Below are 24,552 nucleotides of genomic sequence, written 5' to 3'. Positions count from 1 at the left end.
GAGGGAGGACGAACGGATGCCCGTGCGATCGCGGATGCGGGACCCCGCCGCCGTGCTGCCGGCGGCGGCCGGGCTGCTGGCCGGCCTCGACGAGGCGGCGCGCGCCGCCGGCGTGGCGCCGCTGACCGTGGAGCTGGTGCGGCTGCGGGTGAGTCAGATCAACGGCAGCGGCGCCTGCGTCGAGGCCGCCGCCCGGGCGGCCCGCGTGGCGGGCGCGAGCGAGGAGGCGCTGGCCACGGTCGCCGTCTGGCGGCAGTCCCGCGCCTTCGACGGGGCGGAACGGGCGGCCCTCGCGCTGGCCGAGGCGGCGACCCGGCTGGCGGACCGGCCCGACGCGGTCACCGACGACACCTGGGACGCGGCCGCCACCCACTTCGACGAGTGGCGGCTGGCCGGGCTGCTGCTGACGGTCGGCGTCACCAACCTGCGCAACCGGCTCAACGCCGCCACCCGCCAAGGCGCCGGCGCGGCGCGATGACCCGCAGGACCCGCTCGGCGGCCGCCGGGCAGCAGGATGTAACCACACCATCGTTCCGATAACGGAGGAAACCACCATGGCCGACAGCCAGAAGAAGACCGCGAGCAAGACCACGAGCAAGACCACGGGCGGGGCCGCCGAGGGCTTCACGCCCGAGGAGCGGGCTGCGATGAAGGAGCGCGCCAAGGAGGTCAGGGCGTCCTCGCGCCGCCTGTCGCGCGAGGAGCGCGCCGCCCAGGACGAGGCCGCCGTGGTCGAGAAGATCGCCGAGATGGAGGGCTCGGACCGCGCGATGGCCGAGCAGGTGCACGCCATCGTCAGGGCCAGCGCGCCGGAGCTGGCGCCCAAGCTCTGGTACGGGATGCCGGCCTACGCCAGGGACGGCAAGGTCGTCTGCTTCTTCCAGAGCGCGGCGAAGTTCGGCGCGCGCTACGCCACCCTCGGCTTCAACGACACGGCGAACCTCGACGAGGGCACGATGTGGCCGACGGCCTTCGCGCTGACGGGGCTGGCGCCCGCCGAGGAGCGGCGCATCCGCGACCTGGTGCGCAGGGCGGCGGGCTGACCCCGGCGCGCACCGCCGCCCCCACGGGACACCGCCCTCACGAGCCGCCGCACCCGATCGCGCCCCGCAGCGCCGCCTCCCGGTAGTCGCTCGGCGGCTGGCCGTACGCCGCCCGGAACGCCCGGGTGAAGTCGGCCGGCCGCACGAAGCCGTGCCGCCGCGCGATCGCCGCGATCGGCAGCTGGGCCGAGGCCGGGTCCCGCAGCGCCCGGCGCGCCCGCTCCAGCCGCTGCCCCCGCAGGAACGACCGCACCGTCGTCCCGTTCCGCTGGAACAGCCGGTGCAACGAGCGCACCGACAGGTGGTGGGCCGCCGCGATGTGTGCCGGCGACAGGTCGGGCTCGGCCAGATGCCGTTGGACGAAGGCGTGGACGCGCAGCGTCAGGGCGCGCTCCCGTTCCTCGGGCGGCAGCGGCCGGTCGAGGTGCGCGCTGAGCAGCGCCCCGACCAGGTCGACCGCGACGGTGCCGAGGGTGTGGGGGGACGCCGGGCGGAACGCGTCGGCATCGTCCACCAGTTGGGTCAGGAACTGGCTCAGCAGCCCGCCGAGCCCCAGGTCCGAGGGGAGGCACAGCGCGACCGAGGGGCTGCACGTCGCCAGGGAGGCGGGCAGCAGCGCCCGGGGAACGAGCAGGTCGTCCAGGGCGAAGGCGGGTTCGGCGTCGTCCCCGCCCGACAGCCGGGCGCGGTAGGGGTAGGAGCTGCTCATGACGAGCAACTGGCCGGTGTCGACGGTGAGCTGGCCGTCGGCGTGGTCGACGGCGATGCGGCCCCGTCGGGGGACGGCCAGATAGAGCAGTTCGGGGTCGGCCTGCCGGATCAGCCTCGCCGTCCTGGCGGAGGTCATCGGCGGGCAGCGGAACGACGTGCCCCACACGGCGCCCAGGTCGAGCACCCGCAGGCTGGCGTCGAAGTCCTCCGGGCGTTCCAGGAGGAGTTCGCACGGGTTGTGGCTGGCGAACGCGGCCTGCCGCCAGCGCTCGAACCGCTCCGCGCCGCTGCGCCCCTCGCCCGAGTACACCGTCTCCCTCACCGGTTCCCCTCCCCCACACCCCGCCGCGCGGCCCGGTCGGCGTGACGGATCAGCCGGGGCGTGCGGCGGACCCGGGAGTTCGAGGGGCACGCCACCGAGTCGAAGCGTTCCGCTCCGGGTAAGTGCTCGCTCGTCAGGCTGGTTGTGATCATCGGTCTCCTTCGATCGCTCGCGGACGGCGGTCCGTCACGGGGACGCGGCGTGTTCCGAGCCGGTTCCGGGTCGGTGCCAGGTGCCCGGTGCCAGGTACCGGGGAACGGCGCCCGCCGGCGCGGGACACTCGCCAACGATGGGTCATCCGCGAGCGGGCCGACAACGGCCCGCCCGCCCCATGACCGGGCAACGACCGGGGACCAACCGGCCCGCGACCGGACGGCGCCGCCCCGCCCCCTCAGGCCGCCGGCACCTCCCCCGGCGGGGCCACCGAGGCGCGGACCACCACATGGGTGCCGAGCAGCACATGCTGCCCGCCCTGGGCCGGGCGCGCCCGGCTGTCCAGGGCGAGCCGGACGGCGGTGCGGCCCAGCTCCTCGTAGGGCACGTGCACGGTGGTGAGTTGGGGCCGCAGGTCGGTGGCCGGCGGCACGTCGTCGTAGCCGACCAGCGAGACCTCCTCGGGAACGGACAGCCCCGCCTCGGTGAGGGCCCGCAGCGCGCCGGCGGCGATCGCGTCGGTGACGGCGAAGACGGCGGTGAAGTCCCGGCCGGCGGCCAGCCGTTCCCGCAGCCCCAGGTAGGCGGCGTCCCGCGTGAAGTCGGCCGGCTCCACCAGAGCCGGGTCGAACGCCACCCCGTAGTCGTCGAGGGCGCGGCGGTAGCCGGCCAACCGCTGGGCGGAGGTGGTCTGTTCCTCCTCGCCGCCGAAGAACAGCACCCTGCGGTGCCCGGCCGCCAGCAGCCGGCTGGTCACCGCGTGGGCGCCGGCCTCGTTCTCGTACTCCACCACCGTGGCCGGCACCTCGGGGCCCAGCGAGGGCCGCCCGCACAGCACCAGCCGGGAGCCGGCCTGGTCCAGCGAGGCGGCGAGGGAACGCATCTGCCGGCGGTAGGAGTCGTCGTCCCGCACGCTGCCGATGAGGATCACGGCCTCGGCGCCCTGCTCGCGCATCAGCCGCACCGCGTCCAGCTCGCGGACCGGGTCGCCGCCCGTGGTGCAGATCAGGCACAGCCGCCCACGCCGCGCCGCCTCCTCCTCGATGCCGTGCGCGACCTGCGCGAACGACGGGCCGCGCACGTCGTTGAGGATGAAGGCGACCGCCTTGATGGCCTGGCCGCGCAGCGCCCTGGCGTGGGTGTTGGCGACGTAGTCCAGCTCGCGCAGGGCCTTCTCGACCCGGCGCCTGGTGCTGACCGCGACCGGGTAGTTCCCGGCGATCACCCGGGAGACGGTGGGCACCGAGACGCCGGCGCGCTGCGCGACGTCCTTGAGGGTGGCGCGCCCCGGGCGCGGGATCTGGTCAGCCTTGGTCGTCACCCGGCCCAGTCTAGTTTTCCGCCGCGCCCGGCGACCGCCGCGCGGGCGTCACTTGAGGCTGCCCAGGGTGACGCCGGTGCGCCAGTACCGCTGCATGGCCACCATGAAGACGGCCAGCGGCACGATCGACAGCAGCGAGCCGGTGAGCACCAGCGCGGACAGGTCGATCTCGGCCTCGTCCCGCTTGGCGTTCCAGGCGAACAGGCCCAGGCTCAACGTCCACTGCTCCTCGCCGCGCAGCATGGTCAGGGGCAGGAAGAACTGGTTCCAGTTCTGCACGAACGCCAGCAGGAAGACCGTCGCGCCGCCGGTGGTCATCATCCGCAGCACGATCTGCCCGAAGATCCGCAGCTCCCCCGCCCCGTCGATGCGGGCCGCCTCGATCAGCTCGACGGGGATGGCGCCGTCCACGTAGACCTTGGCGAGATAGACGGAGAACGGGCTGACGAACGACGGGATCAGCACCGCCCACACCGAGTTGACCAGCCCGATCCGGGAGAACAACAGATAGAGCGGCAGCGTCAGCATCGCGTACGGGATGAGGAACGAGCCGATCACCGCGCCCAGCGCCACGCCCCGCCCGAAGAACCGGAAGCGGGAGAGCGCGTAGCCGGCGCCGATCGCGACCACCGTGCAGACCAGGGCCCCGACGCCGGCGTAGAGCAGGGAGTTGAGCAACCAGCGGAAGAAGATGCCGTCGTTGTAGCGGAGGACCTGGCGGAGGTTGTCCAGCAGGTTGAAGTCGGCGAACCACAGGCCGTTGGAGTAGAGCAGGTCGCGCTGGTTCTTGGTGACCGAGACCAGCAGCCACCACACGGGGGCCACGGAGTAGAGGGTGAAGAGCGCGAGCCCGAGCAGGACCAGGGCGTTGCTCCGACGGGCCGGGGCGGCTCCGGCCGTCGTCGCGCGCTGCGCGGGGTTCTTCATAGGGGCTGCCTGTTCGTGAGCTTGTAGAAGACGAAGGACACGGCGCCCACGACGAGCGCGAGGATGATCGACAGGGCGGCGGCGTAGTGGTAGTCGCCCGCGTCGAACGCCTGGTGGTAGATCATCAGGATCGGCGTGTAGTTCTTGGTGACGGTCTCGGGGGCGACCTGTCGGAAGAGCAGCGGCTCGTTGAAGATCTGGAGCATCCCGATGATGGAGAGCATCCCGGTCAGCACCAGCGCGCCCCGCACGTACGGCACCTTGATCTGGAGCGCGATCCGCAGCTCGGAGGCGCCGTCGACGCGGGCGGCGTCGAACAGCTCCCTCGGCACGGCCAGCAGCGCGCCGTAGATGATCAGCATGTTGTAGCCGACGCCGTGCCAGGTCAGCAGATTGCCCAGGGAGACCCACAGCATCTCGGAGGCGTAGAAGTCGGCGTCGAGCCCGAGGGTGCCCAACACGTCGGTCAGCGGCCCGAGTCGGGGGCTGTAGAGGTACATCCACATCAGCGCGGCGACGACGCCAGGGATCATGTAGGGGATCAGGAACGCCAGCCGGTAGCGGTGCGCGGTGCGGGTGGCCAGGGTGTCCAGCAGCAGCGCCATCACCAGCGCGAGGCCGAGCATCACCGGGATCTGCACGCAGGCGAAGACCAGGACCCGCAGCATGGACGCCCAGAACGCGCCGTCTCCGAGGCCGCGGGTGAAGTTGTCGAGGCCGACGAAGACCCGCTCCTGGCCGCCGATGCCCAGGCCCGAGCTGCGCTCGGTGAACAGGCTCTCGTGGACGGCGTAGCCGACCGGCAGGACGAAGACGAAGAGGAAGCCGAGGAGGAACGGGGCGGCGAACGCGGCGCCCTTGAGCGCGCGGAGCGTCTGCCAGCGCGGGCGCGGCCACGCCCGTCGGCCCTCCACGGGGGCGGGCGGCGGGGCGACGTGCGCCGGCGTGGGCGGGGCGGCGGTGCGCTGGTCACTCGACAACGTTGACGCCCTGCCGTTCCAGGTCGGCCACCGTCCAGCGCTGCATGTGGGTCAGCACGTCGGCGACGGCGACCTCGCCGTTCATGGCCTTGCCCCACTGGTCGGCCAACTCCTCGTACATGGCCATGGAGTTGGGGCCGTAGGTCCAGCCCTCGGCGTACTCGGACGCCTCCTCGATCACGGGGACGGTGCGGTCGGCGTGCTCGCCGAAGAGCTGCTCGGGCACCAGCTCCGCCAGGTAGGGCGCGGGGTCGGTGACCGCCGGGTACCAGCCGGAGCCGTCGACCGGGTCGGCCATCGCGGCGACCGGCTCCTGCTCGGTGGCCAGCCACACCGCCGCCTCGACCGCCTCCTCCTGGTGCTCGCAGAGCGCGGTCACCGCGTAGCCGCTGGTGTCGGCGGCGGAGAGGGCGATGTCCTGCCCGGGCGCCGCCAGGTTGGGCGCCGGCTCCCACTGGCCGAGGGAGGCGTCCATGTTCCGCTGGTGGCCGGCGAGTTGCCAGGTGGAGAGCTGGCGCATGGCGATGCCGCCCTGGTCGTAGCGCTGCATCATGGCGGCGTACTCGGCGTAGGAGATGCGTTCCACCAGGTCCTCGTCGAGGAGGGTCTGCATGATGTCGGCCGCCCACCGCGAGCCCTCGTCGAGGAAGTCGACGCGCCAGGCGTCGCCCTCGACCTGGTACCAGCGGGCGCCGGCCTGCCAGGCCAGGCCCATGAACGTGGAGGGGTCCTCGCCGGCGAGGTTGAAGACGTGGACGCCGTCCTCGCGCAGCTGCCGGCCGACCTCGATGGCCTCCTCCCAGGTGGTGGGGTACTCCAGCCCGCGCTCCTCGAAGGTGGGGCGGTGGAACATGGTGAAGATGGGCTGCCGTTGGTTGGGCACGGCGTAGACGGTGTCGGCGATGGAGAGCGCGTCCAGGGAGCCGTCGGCGAAGTGCCCCGCGTGCGGCTCCAGCGCCTCGCCGATGTCGGCGATCACGCCCTGGGCCACCAGCATGGCGCCGTTGCGGTTGTCGGTCTGGGCCAGGCAGGCCGTCTGGGAGGCGTCGCCCGCCTCGTGCGCGTTGTTGAGGTTGCCGGCGATCTCCGGTGCGGGCACCTCGACATAGCGGATCTGGATGTCCTCGTGGGCGGAGTTGAACGCCTCGACGCCGGCGCGGGTGCCGGCCTTGTCGCTCCACAGCTCGATCACGACCGGGCCGTCCGCCCCGTCGCCGTCGCCGTCGCCCCCGCAGGCAGCGCTCGTGGCCACCAGGGCGCAGGCGACACCCCCGACCAGCCAGCGCCTCTTCGCGTTGCCCATGCTGGGTCCCTGCCTTCTTCTCGGGATCGTTCTCGGGATTGTTAGCAATCGTTTTCTATTACGGCCGTCGACCGCCACCCGCTCGTCGGGCCCTGGGACGGGCCGGAAGTTGGGCGACAAGTCCGGATACCGGCCGCCGACTTGGCGCGGATGGACCACGCCTCTCGGCCGGGGCGCGGCGAGCCACAAGATAACCTTTTCTATCAAGGGAGACGACTCCGCGCCCCGGTGGCCGCGATGTGTTCCCGCACGCTAGACGCCGCCGGGGTGGACGTCAACGGGGTGGACGTCACGTGGACATCAGGGGGTGGCGGCGGGGCGTCCGGTGCCGGGCCCCTAGGGCCTCCCGACGGGGTCGCCACCCGCCGCGCCGGCGCGGAACCGGGGTGCGCGGAAGTCGGCCGGCGCCCTCGTCCCGCCCAGGTCCTGGGCGCAGATCCCGAGGAACGCCCCGGTGAACCGCAGCCGGCTGCCGTAGTCGTCGGAGAGCCGGGTGGCGTCCAGCTCGGGGCCGATCCGCCGCCAACTCCCCTCCTCCGGCGCCGCCTCCAGCCACAGCGAGGCGCCGTCCAGCCGCGCCCGCAGCAGGATCTCGTCCGGCCAGTCCTCGCACTCGACCACGGTCTCCGGCGGCTCGGCGTACGCCCCGTCGTCGCGGAGCACCAGGCCGAGCACCCGCCCGCGCCGCTCGTCGTGGCTGACCCGCAGGTAGTAGTAGGTGGAGGTGTCGTACCAGGCGATGAGCCCGGCGGCCTGCGAGAACCGGGTGGGGTGGAACTCCATCCCGACCGTGAGGGACTGCCGGGTGTCGGTGACCCGCCGGGCCAACAGGCTCTGGTCGAACAGGGAGTGTGGGCTCTGGCCGCCGAACAGCCGCAGCCAGCCCGGCCGTTCGGTCAGCGAGGCCCAGGAGTCGTCGATCGGGCGGCGCAGCGCGCTCCACTCGGGAGAACGCCAGGGGCCGCCGTCCTCGCCCGGCCCGCCGCGCCGGGGACGGCGGGCCACGCTCCTCGGGGCCGGGCCGTCCGGGGCCGGGGGTGCCGGCGCGGCCGCGCCCGGGGCGGGGGTGGTCAGCGCGGCCTCCGTCGTGCCGTCGGCCAGGCGCAGCCAGCCGTCGCGCCAGACCACGCGCTGGAGGCAGGTCTCCCGCCCCAGCACACACCGAGGTTCGCCGGTGGGCGAGGCGACCGGGCGGCTGGCGAGGTGGGCCAGGTACCACTCCCCCTCCGGGGTGGCGACCAACTCCCCGTGCCCCGCCTTCTGGAGCGGCAGTTCGGGGCGGCCGCGCGAGGTGAGCACGTCGGGCACCGGGTCGAACGCGTAGGGGCCGGCGATCTCGCGGGCGCGAGCCATGCTGATGCCGTGCTCCCAGCCGGTCCCTCCCTCGGCGAGCATCAGGTAGTACCAGCCGTCGCGGCGGTAGAGGTTGGGGCCCTCGATCAGCCGGTCCTTGCGGGCGATGGTGGTGACGGGCCCGGTCAGCCGCCGCTCCCCCGGGTCGTACTCCTGGAGGACGATGCCCGCGAAGGAGGGCCGGTCGGGGCGGTGGTCCCACTCGACGTTGACCAGCCAGTGCCGGCCGTCCTCGTCGTGGAAGAGCGAGGCGTCGAAGCCCGAGGAGTTGAGGTGCGCCGGCTCGGACCAGGGGCCGGTCGGCGCCTCGGCGGTCACCAGGTAGTTGTCCACGTCCTTGTAGGGCGAGCCGACGTGCCGCACCACGCTGTAGACCAGCCAGAAGCGGCCGTCGTGGTGGCTGAGCGAGGGTGCCCAGACGCCGCCGGAGTCCGGGACGCCGCGCAGCGGGGGAAGGTCGGCGCCATCGAGCGCGCCGCCCAGCGAGCGCCAGTGCACCAGGTCCCTGGAGTGGTGCAGCCGGACGGCCGGTGTCCACTCGAAGGTGCTGGTGGCGAGGTAGTAGTCGGAGCCGACCCGGACGATCGAGGGGTCGGGGTGGAAGCCGGGAAGCACGGGGTTGACGATCGCGCGGGGCGCTGGGGCGGACACCGGATTCCTTTCGGAGGGTGGCGGCGCGGACGGGGATACCGTACAGATAACGATTGTTGGAAAGTAGGCGGGTGGCCGAGCGGACGTCAACAGGACGCCAGCAGGAACGCAGGGCGTTCAACGGCTTCACGGGTCCGGCACCCGGGCGTAATGTTCAGAACACGTTTACTACGATCTATCCGCGATCCCGGGAGAGGAGAGCGATGGACGGCACCGACGGCGCGCGCGGTACGGGCCCCACCATGGCCGCCGTGGCCCGCGAGGCGGGCGTCTCCGTGCCGACCGTCTCCAAGGTGGTCAACGGCCGGCTGGGCGTCGCCCCCGAGACCCGCCGGCGGGTGGCGCTGGCCGCCAGGCGGCTCGGTTACGCCAGGCCGACCGCCCCCGACCCGGTCGCCAGGCGGCCCCTGGTCGAGCTGGTGACCGGCGGCCTGGACCGCCCCGGGACGGCCGCCGTGCTCCAGGCCGTCGAACGGGCCGCCAGCGGACGGGGGTTCGGGCTGCTGGTCTCCGTCGTCCCGCCGCCGGAGCGGTGGCGGGACGCCACGCCCGACTGGTTGCCGCAGCCGCGCCGCCGGCCGGCCGGCGGCCTGCTCTTCCACGTGCGCGGCCTGCCGCCCCGGGTCTACGGCCGGCTGCTGGAGCACGGAACGCGCTTCGTGATGGTCGACCCGGAGACCGCGCCGCCGGACGAGGTTCCGTGGGTGGCCACGGCCAACCGGCTGGCCGGGGCCCAGGCGGCCGACCACCTCCTCGCCCTGGGCCACCGCAGGATCGCGGTACTCACCGGGCCGGACGGCTCGCCCGCCGACCGGGCCAGGGTCGCCGGCCTCCGCGCCAGGTTGGCCGGCGCCGGCGTCGCGGTGCCGAACGCGCTGGTGCGGCCGGGAGAACCCGGCCGGGGATCGGCGCGGCGGGCGGTCGGGGAGCTGCTGGCGCGGATCGACGGCCGGCCGACGGCGGTCTTCGTCTCCTCCGACACCCTCGCGGCGGCGGTCCTGCTGGAGGCGGCGGCCCGGGGCGTGCGGGTGCCCGATGAGCTGAGCGTGGTGGCCTTCGGCGAACCGTCGCCCGACTGGGCGTGCGCTCCCGCGCTGACCACGGTGTGCCGGCCGGTGGCTGAACTGGCCGCCGAGGCGTTGGCGCTGCTCCTGGACGGCGCCGTCCGCGCCCAACAGGGCCCGCACTGGGTCGAGTTGCCGCCGGTCCTCCGCCTCGGCTCCAGCACGTCGCCGCCCGCCGAAGCCCACCTCGGCGAGGCGGCCCGGCGCTGAGCGGCGTGGAACGGCCGCCGGGGCGTGTGGGCCGGCGCCGTCCGTGCCCGCCGTGACGTTCGAGGTGAGTGAGGTGAGTGAGGTGAACGAAGTGGTCGAAAGGGTTGAAGGGGTCGAGGTGTTCGGGATGGGCGGGGTGGTCGGGATGGGCGGGGTGGTCGGGATGGGCGGGGTGGTCGGGATGGGCGGGGTGGTCGGGATGGGTGGGATGGGGAGGGCGTTGGGGGCGGCCGGGGTGGTCGAGGTGGTGCGGATGCTCCGGGTCGTCGGTCCGGGTCGCCCCTCCCCCGGGTCCGCGTAGTGGCGGCCGGCTCGCGCCGGGCCACGCTGCGGGCCGTGGCCGCGCACGCGGGCGTCTCCATGGCCACGGTCTCCCGGGTGTTGGCCGACAACTACCCGGTGGCCCCCGCCACCCGGCAGCGCGTGCTGCGGGCCGTGCGGGAGTTGGACTATGTCGCCAACACTCACGCCCGCGCCCTGCGCGGCCGGCGGACCGGAAGCGTGGCGTTCGTGCTGAACGACGTGCGGGGGCCGTCGTTCGCGGAGGTCGCCCACGGCATCGAGGAGGAGACGGCGCGCGCCGGGCTGCTCAGCCTGATCTGCACCACCCACGGCGACGCTGAACGGGAGTTGGCGGCGGTGCGCCTGATGCGGGAACAGGGTGCCAGCGCCGTGATCCTCATCGGCGGCGTGGTGGACAACGCCCAGTACCGGGCCCAGATGGCGCGCATCGCGCACGCGCTGGACGCGTCGGGCTCGCGGCTGGTGCTCTGCGGCAGGCCGCCGCTGGACCCGGGTGCCCCGACCACGGTCGTCGAGTACGACAACGAGTCGGGCGCGTTCGCCGTCACCAGCCGGCTGTTGGCCGGTGGGCACCGCCGGGTGCTCTTCCTGGGCGACCGGCCGGACGGCTCGACGACCGTCACCGGCCGACTGGCCGGCTACCGCAGGGCGTTGGCGACCATGGGGCTGCCGGCCGCGCCGGAGTTGGTCGTGCCGTGCCCCTTCCGGCGCGAGGATGCCCATGCCGCGCTGCGGGAACGGCTGGGCCGCGCACGGGACTTCACCGCCGTCTTCGCGGCCACCGACGAGGTTGCGGCGGGGGCGCTGGGCGCCCTTCGGGACGCCGGGCTCGACGTGCCGCGCGACGTGTCGCTGGTCGGCTACGACGATGTGGCGCCGGCCACGGATCTCCGTCCCCGGCTGACCACGGTGCACGTTCCCTATGCCGAGATGGGCCGCACAGCCGTCCGGCTGGCCCTCGCCCCCGACGGCCGCCCCGCCCCACCCGGCCGCCACGCGCTGCTGGGCACCCATGTGGTGGTCCGCGAGTCGACCGCCCCGCCGCGTTGACGTGCGGCGGGAACGAGAGGGCGGCGGTTCGGGTGCGGGGTGCGGGTGGTGGGTGGTGCGGGCCTTCGGGTGCGGGCCGGTGGCCGGTGCGGGGCAGCCCGACTGGTCGTTTGTTGGTCGACGAGACTCGTTGTGAGGGGTTGGGGCTCTGGCGCGGGCTACGACGCCTGGCCTACATGGCGCACGATCGGCCGGGTGCGGGCGTAACGAATACCGGCAGGAGGCTGGCTGGGAAGGGGGGCGCGGCTTCCGGGAGGTGGAGTTCGTTGCCGCCAGGGGTGGTCGGGAATGGCGACCGTGCCCTCCGGGCGCAGGGACCGCGCCGAGTTCGAGGGTCGTTTGGCCGCTGGGGGCGTGCGTGGCGCGCACCGGCTTCGCCGGCCTGCCCCGGCATGTCGCCCGTCTCGGACCTAACCGATCATCGGGCGACTGAACGGGACGGTGCCGGTTGTTCGGGTGGGGCGGGCGGTAGGTGGGGTGTTCGGTTAATGACCACGCTGCCGCGCGAACATCGCCTGCCGTCTTGGTAGTCAGCGGGCCGTCGACTCCCGAAGGCGGGCGCGCCGCGGGGGGTGGGGGACCTTTTTTCTAGGTGCCCGTTTGGAAGTGAACAGATCGTTCAACTCTAGACGGGCACCTACAGAAAGAGACCCCCACCCCCCCTGCCCGGAAGCGGACAAGGTGCGGACTACCTCACCGGCAGGCGATGTTCGCGCGGCAGCGTGGTCGTTGACCGAACGCCCCGTCCTGCCGGCGGAGTGGAGTGGCGAGGGCCGTCCCCCTTCAGTCGTCCGACGATCGGTCACGTCCGAGACGGGCGACATGCCGGGGCAGGCCGGCGAAGCCGGTGCGCGCCACGTACGCCCCCAGCCGCCGGCCGTCCCCCGAACTCGGCGCGGTCCCCGCGCCCGGAGGGCACGGTCGCCAGAGCTGGTCTCCGTTCGGCAACGAACTCCACCTCCCGGAAGCCGCGCCCCCCTTCCCAGCCAGCCTCTTGCCGGTATTCGTTACGCCCGCACCCGGCCGATCGTGCGCCATGTAGGCCCGGCGTCGTGGCCCGCGCCAGAGCCTTCCACCCCTGTGGGCGCGTCTCGTCGAGGGACGGCGACCAGTCGGGCTGCCCCGCACCGGCCACCGGCCCGCAGACAAACCCCGCACCCAACACACCACCCGCACCACCCCACCCCTCCGCCCCGCCCCGCCCCGGCAGGGGCTACGCCGCTCGGTGGAGTTCCGCCCGGTGGACGCGGTGGCGGAGCGGGTGGCCGGCCGCCAGGCGTTCCAGTTCCTCGACGGCGGTGCGGCCCAGCCGGCTCAGCTCGTTGCCGTGCGAGCCGGCGATGTGCGGGGTGAGGAGGACGTTGGGCAGGCCCCAGAGCGGCGAGTCGGCGGGCAGCGGCTCCGGCTCGGTGACGTCGAGGATCGCGCTGAGCCGGCCGGAGACCAACTCCTCGGTGAGGGCCTCGTGGTCGACGAGGCTGCCGCGCGCGGTGTTGAGCAGAACCGCCCCGTCGCGCATGGAGGCGAGGGCCGCCCGGTCCACCAGGTGGTGGGTCTCGGGCACGGCCGGCGCGTGGACGCTGACGATGTGGCTCTCGCGGAAGAGTTCGGCGACCCCGACCAGGCGCGCGCCGAGCCGGGCGGCGTCGGCCTCGTCGACGTAGGGGTCGTGGAGGACGACGTCGAGGTCGTGGTGGCGCAGCAGTTCGATCAGGCGGCGGCCGATGCGGGAGGCTCCGATCAGGCCGACGCGGCGGCCGACGTTGCCCACGTCCCGGTGCACCTCGCCGAGGGTGAAGCGGCGTTCGGCGCGGTAGCGGTCGGCGAGGGTGAGGACGCCCTTGCCGGCCAGGAGGATCATGCCCAGGGCGTACTCCGCCACGGGCAGCGCGTTGGCGGCGGCGGCCGAGGAGACCAACAGGCCGCGTTCCCAACCCTCGTTCGGCAGCAGGTACTTGACGGAGCCGCCGGTGTGCAGGACGGCGCGCAGCCGGGGTGCGGCGGCCAGGGTCTCGGGGGTGAGCGGCGGGCAGCCCCAGCCGGTGACCAGCACCTCGGTCGAGGCGAGCAGCCGGCGGGAGGCGGGGTCGTCGAGGTCGGCGACCAGGGTCGGGTCCAGGTCGGCGGTGGCGGTGAGGCGGGCCATCAGGTCCGGCGGAAAGAGCAGCGGAAGGTGCTCGGGGTCCAGCGCGAACAGCACCGAGGGACGCTCAGACATCGGGGGAAAGTCCCTCCTGAACAGCTGTGGAAAGTCATAGAAATCGTTCTCTAAGCGGCCAACCTATGCGGCGACCGCGAGGAGGTCAAGCGGCCCGGGGCCGGTGGGCCCCGGGCCGCCGGGCGTCAACTGCCGCGTGTCACCAGCCCGTCGAGGGCCTCCCGCAGCGCGTCCGTCGCGGTGTCCACCGCCTCCTGCTCCGGGTGTTCGGCCGTCGAGGCGGCGCGGGCCGCCTCGACGGCGGCGTCCACGGCCGCCAGGCTCTCCTCGGTGAAGCGCTCCCGGTCCAGCCCGTCGGCCCGCTCCAGCAGCACCGTCGCCAGGGTGGTGTCGACGGCACGGGCCAGCAGCTCGATCTCGGCGAGGTTGGACCGCCCGTCGTGCTCGTCGAGGAACCGCAGCAGCGGGACGTCCACCGGCTCGGGGAACGCCGCCTCGTACCAGCCGGCCTCGGTGACGCCCTCGATGGTGTGGATGGTCTCCCAGCTCTCCCCGCCGTCCGAGGACCGCTGCACCTCCGTGCCGTTGGCCCGGGCCACGTGGGTCGAGCGGGGCTGGACGCGCAGCGCGTCCAGGGTCAACGGCCCCCGCCCGCCCGGGTCAACGGCGATCCAGCTGACGGCGGCCGTGGTGTCGGTGAAGGTCGCCGGATCGCCGTCGAAGGCGCGCCAGCCGTTGGCGGCCGGGCTGCCGTCGGGCTCGCCCCAGGGCGGGGTCGAGGCCGTCACCATCTCCTCGGTCACCGGCAGCGGGGTCAGGAGGGTGTCGCCGTCCACCAGCAGTTCGTAGGCCGCGTGGACCCGGTCCACCAGCGCCGGCACGTCGGCGTCCGGCTCCTCGGCGGCGCGGGCGACGGCCTCGACCTCCTCGGCGAAGAGGAAGTGGCTGCCCCGGGTGTAACCGTCCCGTGCCACCTCCCGGGCGCGCGCGACGACCTCGGCCAGCGGCTCGGCGGTGGCCGTCAGCGCCTCGGGCGAGGTGCGGTGTCCACCGTCGGCGAGCCGGGCGACGACCCGGTAGTGCGCCTGGCCGACCCGGAGTTGGTCGGTCGCCGTGGTGGCGCGGCCCTCGGCGATCCGCTCCCAGCCCTCGGGCTCCTCGGCCGGGTCGCCGGCGGCCGTCTCCGGGTCGTCGGTGCGGTAGACCTCGAAGCCCACGGCGTCCTTGGGCTTGTTCCACTCCAGGGTGACCCGGTCCGCCTCGCGCGTCAGGTAGGGCGTCAGCCGGCCCGGTTCGGTGGCGGCCACCTCGACGGAGGCGAACGCGCCCGAGCCGGCCGCCGTCACTCCGGCGTGCACGTCCCCCGGCAGCGGGGTGAACAGCCGCCCCACGACCTGCCATGCGGCGCCGTCGGCGGAGACCAGGGCCGTGACCTGCCCGGTCCCGGCGTCGCGGGCCAGCCGCAGCCAGGGGTGGGACGCGGCGGTGACGCCGTCGAGGGTGCGGGTCAACGGGCTGCGCACGTCGTCCTGCCAGTCGTGGCGGCTGTCCCGCGAGCGGTTGGCGAACACGAGTCGCCCCTCGGCGTCGGCACCGAGATAGGCGTAGCGGTCGTGGCGGGTGTCGGGGTCGTTGCCGTCGCGCAGCATGATCCCGGTGGCCGCGCCCTGGTGACCGTCCAGCCGCGCGGTGACCGTGCCGGAGCCGACCAGCGGGCGGTTGACGAAGTGCAGCGCGTCGTCGATGTCCCGGGTGTGCAGCATGTAGTCGTCCCCGCGGCCCAGCCCGGCGCCGTCGCCGCCGTCGATCGTCACCGCGCCGTCCTCGACGGCGGCGCCGCCCTCGGTGATCGAGCCGAGCCGGTCGTCGCGCCAGCCGGAGCCGGCCAGTTCGCCGGAGACGGGTGCCGCGACCTCGGCCTCTGCGCGGTAGGAGGGGTTGCCGGCGCCGTGCTCGTTGACCGGGGTGACGGTGTAGTAGTACGTCCGCCCGCCGCGCGCGGTCGTGTCCACGTGGTGGGTGTCGGTGACGCCCCGGGCGACGGTGGTGTAGCGGCCGTCCTCGCGGGTGGCGCGGCGCACGGTGTAGGACTCGGCGCCGGCGGACGGGTTCCAGCTGAGGGCGACCTCGCCGTCGCCGGGCGTGGCGTGGGTGAAGTCCACGTTGGCGGGGGTCTCGGGCCGGGTCGCGTCGTCGAGCCGCAGCACCAGCGCGGAGTTGGGGGCGAGGGAGACCGCGCCGTCGCGCACCGGGAGGCGTTCCCCGGAGACCAGGTCGAGCACCCGGCCCCGGGTGCCGGGCGGCACCGCGACCCGGTGGACCGACTCGTTGCCGTACTCCTCGCGCGTGGTGTTGAACGCGAACAGGTAGCGGTCGTACTGGGCGGTCAGCAGGTCGGGGTAGCCGGAGTAGGCGTGGTCGGCCTCGAAGTTCTCCCGCCGCACCTCGCCGACGCCCGGCTGGTAGGTGATGGGCGCGATCTCGCCGGCCAGCGCCTGGGGCGCGTCGGCGCCGCCGGTCTGCTGGTCCTCCATGAAGTCCACGTCGATGTTGTCCATCCGCCCGTAGTAGTCCCGGTAGCGGAAGACGCCCTCGGTCTCGATCTGCACGATCGCGCTGTGGTCGGGGCGTTGCACGTGGAGCCGGCCGTTGCCGGCGTAGCCGCGCTGGCGTTCGTTGAGCGCGCCGAAGATCCGGGTGTCGCCGTCGCGCAGCGAGACGAAGGCGTTGTCGACGTCCACCCAGGCGAAGCGCTCGTAGTCGGCCGGGTCCACGTCGAGTTCGGCCAGCTGCTCCTCGGTGTAGCGGGTGAAGTCGGTCTGCGGCAGGGCGAGTCCGGCCATGGCCTGGCCGGCGAAGCGGTCGTGGTCGGCGCGGCCGCCGGTGACGTAGGCGTAGGTGGCGGGCAGCCGCAGGTCCTCGCGCCACTTGGCCTCGGCGTAGGCGGCGAAGTTGTTGAAGTACTGGTGGTCGGCGAGCTGTTGCTGCATCGCGCCGACGGCCTCGGCGGCGTGCCGCCAGGTCTCCTCCCACTCCTCGCCCCGGTAGCGCTCCGGGTGCTGGACCATGTGGTGTTCCAGGGAGGCGTAGTGCATCGGCCGGTCCACGCTGACGTAGGCGAGCTTTCCGGGGAAGCCGGTGTTGCGCTCGTCGACGACCTGGTTCATCCGCATGACGCGGTTGCCGTCCGCGTCGGTGTCGCTGTACCGGGTGTGGGAGCGGGCGTGGTGGTTGCGGAGCGCCAACTCAAGGATGTCGTCGTTGAGTTCCTCGTCGCCCTCGTGCCCCCAGGTGCGGTGGAACCACTCGGGCAGGTAGTTGGTGGACTCGCCGTAGTTGCCGACATAGCCGTTCTCGCGGGTGAGGCCGGCCTGAGTGACGGTGGTGTAGTGGTCGCCCAGCGGGCGGCGGCGCTCGATCTCACCGTTCTCGTCGAGGGCGCTCGTGGCGAGGCCCTTCATCACGATCTGCCGGTAGTCCTCGGTGTAGCGGGCGGTGCGGTCGTGGTAGAAGAGCGAGTGGAACAGGTCGAGTTCCTCGCCCTCGGGGCCGACCAGGACCTCCTCGCCGAGGAAGGGCGCCAGGCCCAGCGCCTCGCGGGCGATCCGGTGGCCGCGCTCCCGGCCCTCGTAGAAGTCGCTGCCGATGACCCGCAGCCCCTCGTGGGCCTCCCAGGCGCCCTCGTAGGTGTACATCACCTGGTTGTAGATGTAGGACAGCCGGGAGCGCGCGAAGTCGAAGTTGGCCTTCAGGGTGCGCTCCCACGCCTCGCCCCGGGTGAGCTGGCCGCCGTCGAGGTCGACGGGCGCGAGGGAGGTCTCGCCGGCCTCGGTGCCGGTGTCGAACGGCTCGGCCAGGAACGCCTCGAACGCCTCGCGGCCCAGCACCTCCTCGTCGGCGATCAGGTTCTCGACGATGTAGAGCGCCTCGCCGAGCGCGCCGTAGTAGCCGCCCCAGTCGGACTGGTGGCCGCCGTTGCCCAGCGACATGGTGTCGCCGTAGTAGGCGGTCACCCAGTTGTCGACGGTCTGGAAGATCCGCTCCAGCGCGGCCCGTCGCTCCCCGGGCGTGCGGGCCGGTGACCAGTCGGTGGTCAGCGCGGTGGCGTAGAAGCGCAGGTCGTCCTTGTAGCGCTCGATGCTGAGCCGGGCCTCGGGGTCGGCGTCGATGGTCTCCGACATGGCCTCGAAGTTGTCGATCTGGGTCTGCCGGTAGCCGTCGACCAGGGCCTGGCGCTCCTCGGCGGGGAGGTCGTCGGCGACGTCGGTGGGCAGGGGCTCGTCGGGTAGGTCCTCGCCGCCGAGGTCGAGGGCCGGATCGGTGTGGGTGTAGGCCCGGTAGAAGCCGCGCGAGGGCTCGGTGAGCGGGGTGGCGAAGTCGTTGGCGAAGGAGGTCAGGGTGATCTCGACCCGTTCGCTGCCCTGGGTCATCGACAGCGGCAGCAGCACGGTGGCGTGGTAGTAGCGGCCGGGAACGGGGTTGGCGTGCCCGGGGTTGAGCGCCTCCCAGTCGCCGGAGCGGCGGTAGCCGAGCTGCTCGCCGTTGACCTCGACGAGGGTCTTCTCCGTGCTGGTGTCGCCGCCCCAGAACCGGACGGTGAGGTAGTTCTGGTCCTGGGGGTCGACGGCCATGGTGAAGGTGAGGTCGCCGGCGTGGAGGTCGGGCGGGTCCAACGGCTGGGCGACGCGGGCGAGTTGGCCGGAGCCGCCGGTGACGACGGCGGAGTCGGGGGCGTGCAGCGCGTGGGCGCGTTCGGACTCCTCGTCGCCGAAGACCAGCAGGTCCTCGTGGCGGCCCCGGTCGTCGGCCCGGGCGGCCGGGGCGGCGCCGGCGCCCAACAGGCCGGCCAGCAGGGCCAGCAGGAGCACCGCGACCAGCGCGGGCTGCCGGCCGCGCGGCGGTGGTCCCCAGGCCGCTCTTCGCGTCGGGTACATGACGGCTCCTCCTCGGTGACGACCTCCTCCGCCACGGCCCCGCTGGGCTGCGGCGGCGACCCGCCGATAGATATCGATTTCTGACGCAGGAAGGTACCCCGGTACCCGCCCGGCGAGAACCGCTCGGCGCCGACGGAAAACTTTCCAATTCCGCGCGCGCCCGGTTCCGCCGTGAACGTTCCCGACCACCATGTGCGGCACCCAACCCCCCACATCCGAAAGGTGCGTTACTCATGCAGGGACGACATGGGCGCGACATGACCAGCCGGCGGCGGCTGCTGAAGACGGCCGTGCTCGGCACGGGAGCCGCCGTCGTCGGCGGCCTCGCCTACACCGCGCAGGCCGCGCGCTCCACGGCCGGCGCCGCCCCGGCGGCCGGCACCGGCGGCGACCCGGTCCGCCCGCTGGCCTTCACCCATCCCGGAATGCTGCACGCCCAGGCCGACTTCGACCGGATGCGCGGCCACGTCGAGGCCAACACCCAGCCCTGGCTGTCCGGTTGGAACCGGCTCACCGCCAACGGCCACTCCTCGGCGACCTGGGCCGAGCGCCCGACCGCCACCATCATCCGGGGCGGCGACGGGCAGAACTACCCGCAGCTCTACAACGACGTCCACGCCGCCTACCAGAACGCGCTGCGCTGGAAGGTCAGCGGGGACACCGCGCACGGCGACAAGGCGCGCGACATCCTCAACGCCTGGTCGGGCACCCTGACCACGGTCACCGGGAACGCGGACCGCTTCCTGGCGTCCGGGATCTACGGCTACCAGTTCGCCAACGCGGCCGAGATCATGCGCGGTTACGACGGCTTCGACCTGGGCCGCTTCCAGACCATGCTGATGGACGTCTTCTACCCGCTGTGCGACAGCTTCCTGGTCAACCACAACGACGCCTGCATCACCAACTACTGGGCCAACTGGGACCTGTGCAACATGGCGGCGATCATGTCGTTCGGCATCCTCAACGACGACCAGGCCCTCTTCGACCGCGCCGTGGACTACTTCCACAACGGCGAGGGCAACGGGTCGCTGCCGCACGCCGTTCCGCACCTGCACGGCGACCTCGCCCAGTGGCAGGAGAGCGGCCGCGACCAGGGGCACACCATCATGGGCATCGGGCTGATGGGCACCCTCTGCGAGATGGCCTGGAACCAGGGCGTGGACCTCTACGGCGCCGACGGCAACCGCTTCCTCAAGGCGTGCGAGTACGTGGCCCGTTACAACCTGGGCAACGACGTCCCGTTCACCCCCTACCAGTGGGGCACCGGGCAGAACTGCGCGCCGCGAGAGCACACCGTGATCAGCTCCGCCGGGCGCGGCCAGGTCCGCCCGGTCTGGGAGCGGGTCTACCACCACTACGCCGGCCGGCGGGGCCTGGCCACCCCCAACCTGTCCGCGATCGCCCGCGCCAACAGCCCCGAGGGCGGCGGCGGCGACTACGGCACCACCAGCGGCGGCTTCGACGAACTGGGCTTCGGCACCCTGGCCTACGTCCGCTGACGCCGCGCACCGGCCACGCGAACGCCCGGCCACGCCGCTCCTCGTCCGTTCGGCCTTCCGGGTGCGGCGGCACCCGGAGGGGGGCCGGTCGTTAGCATGGGCGCCGTGAGCACAGGTGAGAGCGGGTCGACCACCGTCGCGGGGCGGGTCACCATCCACGACGTGGCGCGGCTCGCCGGGGTCTCCCGGCAGACCGTCACCCGGGCCATGAACGACATGACGGGCATCAGCGCCGAGACCAGGACCCGGGTGCTGCGGGCGGCCTCGCTCCTGGGGTACCGGCCCAACCGGGCGGCCCGGGCGATGGTCCAGGGGCCGGGCACCACGCTGGGCCTGGTGATCCGCTCCCTGTGGAACCCGTTCTTCGCCGAGATCGCGGAGAGCGTCATCGACGCCGTCCACGGCCGCCAGTGGAACCTGCACCTGAGCTATGTGGGCTCGGGCGGCCGGGACGCGCTGGCCGTGGTGCGGGACATGGCGCCCGAGGTGGACGCCGTCATCGGCTACCTGCCGCCGGAGATCGGCTCCGCGCTGCCCTCGTTCACCGGACCGCTGATCCAGCTGGACATCTCGGACGGGGACAGCGCGGACGCCGGCTTCCGGTTCGCGGTGGAACACGATCTGGGGCTGGTGGTGCGGCGGTTCGAGGAGACGGGCCGCCGCCGGGTCGCGATGATCGACGGCAGCACCACCGGCGGGCCCAGCGTCCGCGCCCCGGTGTTCTCCGAGTTGGCCAGGGCCGCCGGCATCTGGGACGAACGGGGCGGCGTGGTCAGCGCGGACGAGTCGCCGGCCGGCGCGAGCGTCGCGGTGGGCGAGTTGCTGGACCGCTCCCCCGGGGTCGACGCGGTGTTCGTCTTCAACGACGTGATGGCGCTGGGCGTGATGCACGAACTCACCCGCAGGGGCGTGGCGATCCCCGACGACGTCGCGGTGGTGGCGATGGACGGCATCCAGCTGGGGGCCTACAGCTCGCCGCCGCTGACCACGGTCGACCTGGACCCGCGCGGCCTGGGCCGGGCGGCGGTCGAGGCCGCCGCCGACATCCTCTCCGGCCAGGCCCCGCGCGGCGGCCGGGGCGCCCAACGGGAGCGCCGCCACCGCCTGTTGGTCCGCGACTCCGGCTGACCCGGCGGCGCCGGCTGGCGCGGTGCCGACTGGGGCGGTGCCGGCTGGCGCGGTGCCGGCTGGCGCCGCGCCTCGGGAGACGGGTGGCCGGGGCGCCGGCGGCCGGCGGCCGGGCCGGGGCGCGTTGAGCCGGGGGCACGGCGGGCCGGCGCGTCGGGCTGGGCCGGGGGCCGGCGGCGGCTCCGGGACGGGTCCCGGAACGCGTGCTCCAGCATGGGGCGATGACAGCGTTGACGGAGGGCGGCCGCCTCGCCCGGGATGGCGTCGGCGCGGGACACCGCGCGAACTCGGGCGCCGAGTGCGACGGCCCGTTCCCCGGGGTGAGCCACTGATGCGCCGGACGAAGTTCCGCGTCGACGCCGCGACCCGCGACCGTCTCGGTGGGGACACCCTGCGCCGGCTCGCCACGACGCTGACGGCGGTGGACTGCCAGACATGCGGCCGTGCGATCACGCGGTGGCGAAGGCCCTCACTGGTCGTCAACGCGGTGGGGGAACAGGCCGAGGCGAGCCTGCACCACGGCTCCTGCCAGCGACCCTGCTGGCGCGAGCAGACGGAGCACACCGTCCCCGCGCCCGCACATCTCACCTGGCGCGCCGGGACGTTCATCGGTCTCCTTCGTGGATGCCCCCGGCGTCAGCCGGGGGAGGAAACGAAGCTCGCGCGGAGCGGGGCGGGGAAAGCCGGTTCGCCGTTGGGGCGGACCGGCGTCCACCGGCCGCCATACAACGTCCGCTGCTTACCGGAGCGTTGATAGAGTGTGAGGCGTGGCGCGGCAGGTCAGGCGGGCTTTCCGGTACCGCTTCTACCCCACGAGCGAGCAGGCGGCGGAGCTGTCGCGCACGTTCGGCTGCGTCCGCCTCGTCTACAACAGAGCACTGGAGGAACGCACCCGCGCCTGGCACGGCGAGCAGCGCCGGATCTCCTACGCGGAGTCCTCGGCGATGCTCACGGAGTGGAAGAGGACCGAGGAACTGGCCTTCCTGACCGAGGTGTCGTGCGTCCCGCTCCAACAGGCGCTGCGGCATCTCCAGACCGGGTTCACCAATTTCTTCGGCAAGCGGGCGAAGTATCCGCGTTTCAAGTCGAAGAAGAGGTCTCGGGCTTCGGCCGAGTACACCCGCTCCGCGTTCACGTTCCGTGACGGGCAACTGACGCTGGCCAAGATGGTCGGGCCGTTGGATATCCGTTGGTCGCGTCCCCTGCCCGAGGGTGTGAGTCCTTCGACGGTGACCGTCTCCCGCGACAGCGCGGGCCGCTGGTTCGTCTCGATGCTGTGCGAGGACACCATCACCCCGGCCCCAGTGACCACGCGGGCGGTCGGTATCGACGCCGGGATCACCTCCCTGGTGACCCTGTCCACCGGGGAGAAGATCACCAACCCGAAGCATGAGCGCCGGGATCGCGCCCGCCTGGCCCGCGCGCAGCGGGAGTTGTCCCGCAAGGCGAAGGGCTCGGCCAACCGAGAGAAAGCCCGACGCCGCGTCGCCAAGATCCATGCCAGGATCGCCGACCGGCGCCGCGACCACCTGCACAAGCTGTCGACTCGGCTCGTCCGTGAGAACCAAACGGTCGTGATCGAGGACCTGACCGTCCGCAACCTGCTGAAGAACCACTCCCTCGCCCGCGCCATCTCCGACGCCGCCTGGCGGGAGCTGCGCTCCATGCTGGAGTACAAGTGCGCCTGGTACGGGCGTGAACTGGTGGTGATCGACCGCTACTTCCCCAGCTCCAAGCTGTGCGGGGCCTGCGGAACGGTAGCGGCCAAGTTGCCGTTGCACGTCCGGACATGGACGTGCGCGTGTGGCGCCACGCAAGACCGTGATGTGAACGCGGCGAAGAACCTTCTGGCGGCCGGGCTGGCCGCCTCTGCCTGTGGAGACGGTGTAAGACCTCAACGGGAGTCCTCCCGGACAGGGCAGTCGTCGGTGAAGCAGGAAACCCAGCGGGCAACCGCTGGAACCCCCCGCCTCTAGGCGAGGGAGGAAGTCAACATGCCGGAGCCGCTGTTTCTGGGCGGGGTTTCGCACGATGTTCCGGTCTTCCTGGTCAATCCCTCCTTCGAAGTCGCGCTCCTGCGGTACCGCGCCGAGGGCGGCTGGCTGGAGTCGACGGTTGAGCCCTTCGCCGAGCTGGGGTTCGGCCTGAGGTTCGGGTCCGAAGCGGCGGGCTGGCCGCCCAGAATCCGGCGTGGGTATGCCGAGATCGACTGGAGGCTGATCTCCGTGACGATCCCGGTCGGCAGGAACGAGTACCGCTGGCACGACGTGCCGATCTCCCCGCCGGCCGAGGCGCTGGTGCGCGACCTGCGGTGGGTCCTCGTCGTCGTCACCTCTCTCGACCCGCACCGCTTCCGGCTCGGCGATCTGCTGAACCACATGCTGGGAGGGCGGGCCGCGATGGGACGGGCCCCGCTCGCGGTGCGCCGGGCTCCCAGATTCGAGGGCAAGACGAGGGCGACGCCCCGCCAGAAGGACCGGCGCAGACGCTGACCGGCGAGCCGCGAGCCGGTGGGACCCCGGCCGGCCCATCCCGGCGCGCCGGTCAACTCCCGGGCGGGCGGCTACCGTTGGGCGGCGGGCCGGTCGGCCGTCGGACGGCGGCCGCCGTGCGACGGTCCGCGCACCAGAGGGCGAGGAGGCGGGCCAGGTCGGCGGGCCGTTCCTCGTGCGGGTAGTGGCCGCACTCCTCCCACAGGTGCACGCGGGAGGCCGGGTGGCTCAGCAGCCCGCGTTCCCAGGCGGCCGCCGCCGGGTCGGTGTGGACCGCGAGCACCGGGCAGCGGCGCCGGCGCAGGTACGCGTCGGAGGCGGGGCGCAGCCCGAACGCGTCGGGCGCCAGGTAGAGGGCGTCCCGGTAACGGGCCAGCACCTCCGGGGACATCCGGGCCATCAGCCGGCGGTGGCGCTCCCGCAGGTCCTCGGGCGCCAGGGGGCCGAAGGCGCCGGCGACGAAGTCGACCGCCCAGGCGCTGCCCCGCCGCCGCAGCGCCCGCTGCTCGGCGACGATGCGGTCGCGGTCCTCGGGCGCTCCGCCGTAGGCCGGGGCCAACACCGCGACCGCGCCGACGAGTTCGGGGTGCGCGATGGCCAGCGCCGAGACGACCTGGCCGCCCAGCGAGTGCCCGATGGCGACCACGGGTCCCGTGCCACGGTCCCGCAGCAGGGCCGCGAGCAGGTCGGCCACCCCGTGCGGCGAGTGGGGGCCGCCGTCCCCGCCGGCCCTGGCCGCCGAGGGGCCGTGCCCGGGCAGGTCGGGGGCGATCACCCGGGCCCAGCCGGCCAGTTCGGGCACCAGCGGGGCCCAGTCGTCGGCGTCGCTCCCCCAGCCGTGCACCAGCAGCAGCGACCAGCCGCCGCGCCCGACCGGGCCGGTGTCGACGACGCGCATCCGCCCTCCCTCCAGGCGCCGGCCTTGTCGGTCGTTGCCGCCATCCGTACCA

The 24,552-nt window shown here is 73.4% G+C and carries 18 protein-coding genes; 9 read left to right on the top strand and 9 right to left on the bottom strand.

Annotated elements, in window-relative coordinates; translation table 11 throughout:
• Nucleotides 1-22: 22 nt before the first annotated feature.
• Nucleotides 23-478, top strand: a complete 456-nt coding sequence (locus FH609_RS25165) for a carboxymuconolactone decarboxylase family protein (protein ID WP_139672127.1) — start codon at nucleotides 23-25, stop codon at nucleotides 476-478.
• A gap of 76 nt (nucleotides 479-554) precedes the next feature.
• On the top strand, nucleotides 555-1,043 hold the full coding sequence (locus FH609_RS25160; RefSeq protein ID WP_139671785.1) for an iron chaperone: 489 nt from the start codon (nucleotides 555-557) through the stop codon (nucleotides 1,041-1,043).
• A 37-nt stretch (nucleotides 1,044-1,080) separates the two neighbouring features.
• Here FH609_RS25160 and FH609_RS25155 read toward each other — a convergent pair whose 3' ends face one another.
• The 6 genes from FH609_RS25155 to FH609_RS25130 all read right to left on the bottom strand — a co-directional run bounded on the left by FH609_RS25155 (nucleotide 1,081) and on the right by FH609_RS25130 (nucleotide 8,764).
• A complete protein-coding gene (locus FH609_RS25155; RefSeq protein ID WP_193318035.1) occupies nucleotides 1,081-2,076 on the bottom strand; it encodes a helix-turn-helix domain-containing protein in 996 nt (331 codons plus the stop codon).
• A 391-nt stretch (nucleotides 2,077-2,467) separates the two neighbouring features.
• A complete protein-coding gene (locus FH609_RS25150) occupies nucleotides 2,468-3,550 on the bottom strand; it encodes a LacI family DNA-binding transcriptional regulator (RefSeq protein WP_226961937.1) in 1,083 nt (360 codons plus the stop codon).
• Between the two features lie 48 nt (nucleotides 3,551-3,598).
• Nucleotides 3,599-4,477, bottom strand: coding sequence for a carbohydrate ABC transporter permease (locus tag FH609_RS25145; protein WP_139671780.1), 879 nt, complete (start codon nucleotides 4,475-4,477; stop codon nucleotides 3,599-3,601).
• Nucleotides 4,474-5,391: a carbohydrate ABC transporter permease gene (locus FH609_RS25140; RefSeq protein ID WP_139672121.1), complete on the bottom strand. Its 918-nt coding sequence runs from the start codon at nucleotides 5,389-5,391 to the stop codon at nucleotides 4,474-4,476. Before FH609_RS25140 ends, FH609_RS25145 begins: the two co-directional genes overlap by 4 nt.
• A gap of 55 nt (nucleotides 5,392-5,446) precedes the next feature.
• Entirely contained in the window at nucleotides 5,447-6,760 is a 1,314-nt protein-coding gene (locus tag FH609_RS25135; RefSeq protein WP_139671777.1) for an ABC transporter substrate-binding protein, read from the bottom strand.
• 336 nt (nucleotides 6,761-7,096) lie between these two features.
• Nucleotides 7,097-8,764 (bottom strand): glycoside hydrolase family 43 protein, encoded by a 1,668-nt coding sequence (locus tag FH609_RS25130; protein WP_139671774.1) that lies wholly within the window; start codon nucleotides 8,762-8,764, stop codon nucleotides 7,097-7,099.
• A gap of 203 nt (nucleotides 8,765-8,967) precedes the next feature.
• Between FH609_RS25130 and FH609_RS25125 the strand changes: the two genes are divergently transcribed.
• From FH609_RS25125 to FH609_RS25115, 3 genes are all read left to right on the top strand, one after another.
• Nucleotides 8,968-10,038, top strand: coding sequence for a LacI family DNA-binding transcriptional regulator (locus FH609_RS25125; RefSeq protein ID WP_139671771.1), 1,071 nt, complete (start codon nucleotides 8,968-8,970; stop codon nucleotides 10,036-10,038).
• A 73-nt stretch (nucleotides 10,039-10,111) separates the two neighbouring features.
• Nucleotides 10,112-10,339 carry a hypothetical protein gene (locus FH609_RS31250; protein ID WP_193318034.1) on the top strand — a complete coding sequence of 76 codons (228 nt, stop codon included), beginning with the start codon at nucleotides 10,112-10,114 and terminating at the stop codon, nucleotides 10,337-10,339.
• A 35-nt stretch (nucleotides 10,340-10,374) separates the two neighbouring features.
• On the top strand, nucleotides 10,375-11,391 hold the full coding sequence (locus FH609_RS25115) for a LacI family DNA-binding transcriptional regulator (protein WP_264372782.1): 1,017 nt from the start codon (nucleotides 10,375-10,377) through the stop codon (nucleotides 11,389-11,391).
• A 1,213-nt stretch (nucleotides 11,392-12,604) separates the two neighbouring features.
• Here the strand turns inward: FH609_RS25115 and FH609_RS25110 are convergent.
• Nucleotides 12,605-13,609, bottom strand: coding sequence for a hydroxyacid dehydrogenase (locus tag FH609_RS25110; RefSeq protein WP_139671767.1), 1,005 nt, complete (start codon nucleotides 13,607-13,609; stop codon nucleotides 12,605-12,607).
• A 125-nt stretch (nucleotides 13,610-13,734) separates the two neighbouring features.
• Complete coding sequence (locus tag FH609_RS25105; RefSeq protein WP_139671762.1) at nucleotides 13,735-18,483, bottom strand: fibronectin type III domain-containing protein; 4,749 nt, start codon at nucleotides 18,481-18,483, stop codon at nucleotides 13,735-13,737.
• Nucleotides 18,484-18,716: 233 nt separating this feature from the next.
• Here FH609_RS25105 and FH609_RS25100 point away from each other — a divergent pair, with 233 nt between their 5' ends.
• From FH609_RS25100 to FH609_RS25085, 4 genes are all read left to right on the top strand, one after another.
• Nucleotides 18,717-19,982 (top strand): alginate lyase family protein, encoded by a 1,266-nt coding sequence (locus FH609_RS25100; RefSeq protein WP_226961936.1) that lies wholly within the window; start codon nucleotides 18,717-18,719, stop codon nucleotides 19,980-19,982.
• A 105-nt stretch (nucleotides 19,983-20,087) separates the two neighbouring features.
• Nucleotides 20,088-21,110 (top strand): LacI family DNA-binding transcriptional regulator, encoded by a 1,023-nt coding sequence (locus FH609_RS25095; protein ID WP_193318033.1) that lies wholly within the window; start codon nucleotides 20,088-20,090, stop codon nucleotides 21,108-21,110.
• A 767-nt stretch (nucleotides 21,111-21,877) separates the two neighbouring features.
• Nucleotides 21,878-23,086, top strand: a complete 1,209-nt coding sequence (locus tag FH609_RS25090) for an RNA-guided endonuclease InsQ/TnpB family protein (RefSeq protein ID WP_139671756.1) — start codon at nucleotides 21,878-21,880, stop codon at nucleotides 23,084-23,086.
• A gap of 18 nt (nucleotides 23,087-23,104) precedes the next feature.
• On the top strand, nucleotides 23,105-23,602 hold the full coding sequence (locus FH609_RS25085) for a hypothetical protein (protein ID WP_139671753.1): 498 nt from the start codon (nucleotides 23,105-23,107) through the stop codon (nucleotides 23,600-23,602).
• A 52-nt stretch (nucleotides 23,603-23,654) separates the two neighbouring features.
• On the opposite strand, the gene FH609_RS25080 is transcribed toward FH609_RS25085, so the two are convergent.
• Complete coding sequence (locus tag FH609_RS25080) at nucleotides 23,655-24,500, bottom strand: alpha/beta fold hydrolase (protein WP_226961935.1); 846 nt, start codon at nucleotides 24,498-24,500, stop codon at nucleotides 23,655-23,657.
• Nucleotides 24,501-24,552: the final 52 nt, after the last annotated feature.

Origin of the sequence: Streptomyces sp. 3MP-14 (genome assembly GCF_006334905.2) — a bacterium.
Classification (GTDB): Bacteria; Actinomycetota; Actinomycetes; order Streptomycetales; family Streptomycetaceae; genus Streptomyces; species Streptomyces triticirhizae.
This window is presented reverse-complemented; position numbering and strand designations above follow the sequence as displayed.

Excerpts from the sequence above, each read along its gene's own strand:
- FH609_RS25160 (WP_139671785.1), top strand. The coding sequence starts at position 555 with ATGGCCGACAGCCAGAAGAAGACCGCGAGCAAGACCACGAGCAAGACC.
- FH609_RS25145 (WP_139671780.1), bottom strand. The coding sequence starts at position 4,477 with ATGAAGAACCCCGCGCAGCGCGCGACGACGGCCGGAGCCGCCCCGGCC.
- FH609_RS25135 (WP_139671777.1), bottom strand. The coding sequence starts at position 6,760 with ATGGGCAACGCGAAGAGGCGCTGGCTGGTCGGGGGTGTCGCCTGCGCC.
- FH609_RS25125 (WP_139671771.1), top strand. The coding sequence starts at position 8,968 with ATGGACGGCACCGACGGCGCGCGCGGTACGGGCCCCACCATGGCCGCC.
- FH609_RS25110 (WP_139671767.1), bottom strand. The coding sequence starts at position 13,609 with ATGTCTGAGCGTCCCTCGGTGCTGTTCGCGCTGGACCCCGAGCACCTT.
- FH609_RS25105 (WP_139671762.1), bottom strand. The coding sequence starts at position 18,483 with ATGTACCCGACGCGAAGAGCGGCCTGGGGACCACCGCCGCGCGGCCGG.
- FH609_RS25100 (WP_226961936.1), top strand. The coding sequence starts at position 18,717 with ATGCAGGGACGACATGGGCGCGACATGACCAGCCGGCGGCGGCTGCTG.
- FH609_RS25085 (WP_139671753.1), top strand. The coding sequence starts at position 23,105 with ATGCCGGAGCCGCTGTTTCTGGGCGGGGTTTCGCACGATGTTCCGGTC.
- FH609_RS25080 (WP_226961935.1), bottom strand. The coding sequence starts at position 24,500 with ATGCGCGTCGTCGACACCGGCCCGGTCGGGCGCGGCGGCTGGTCGCTG.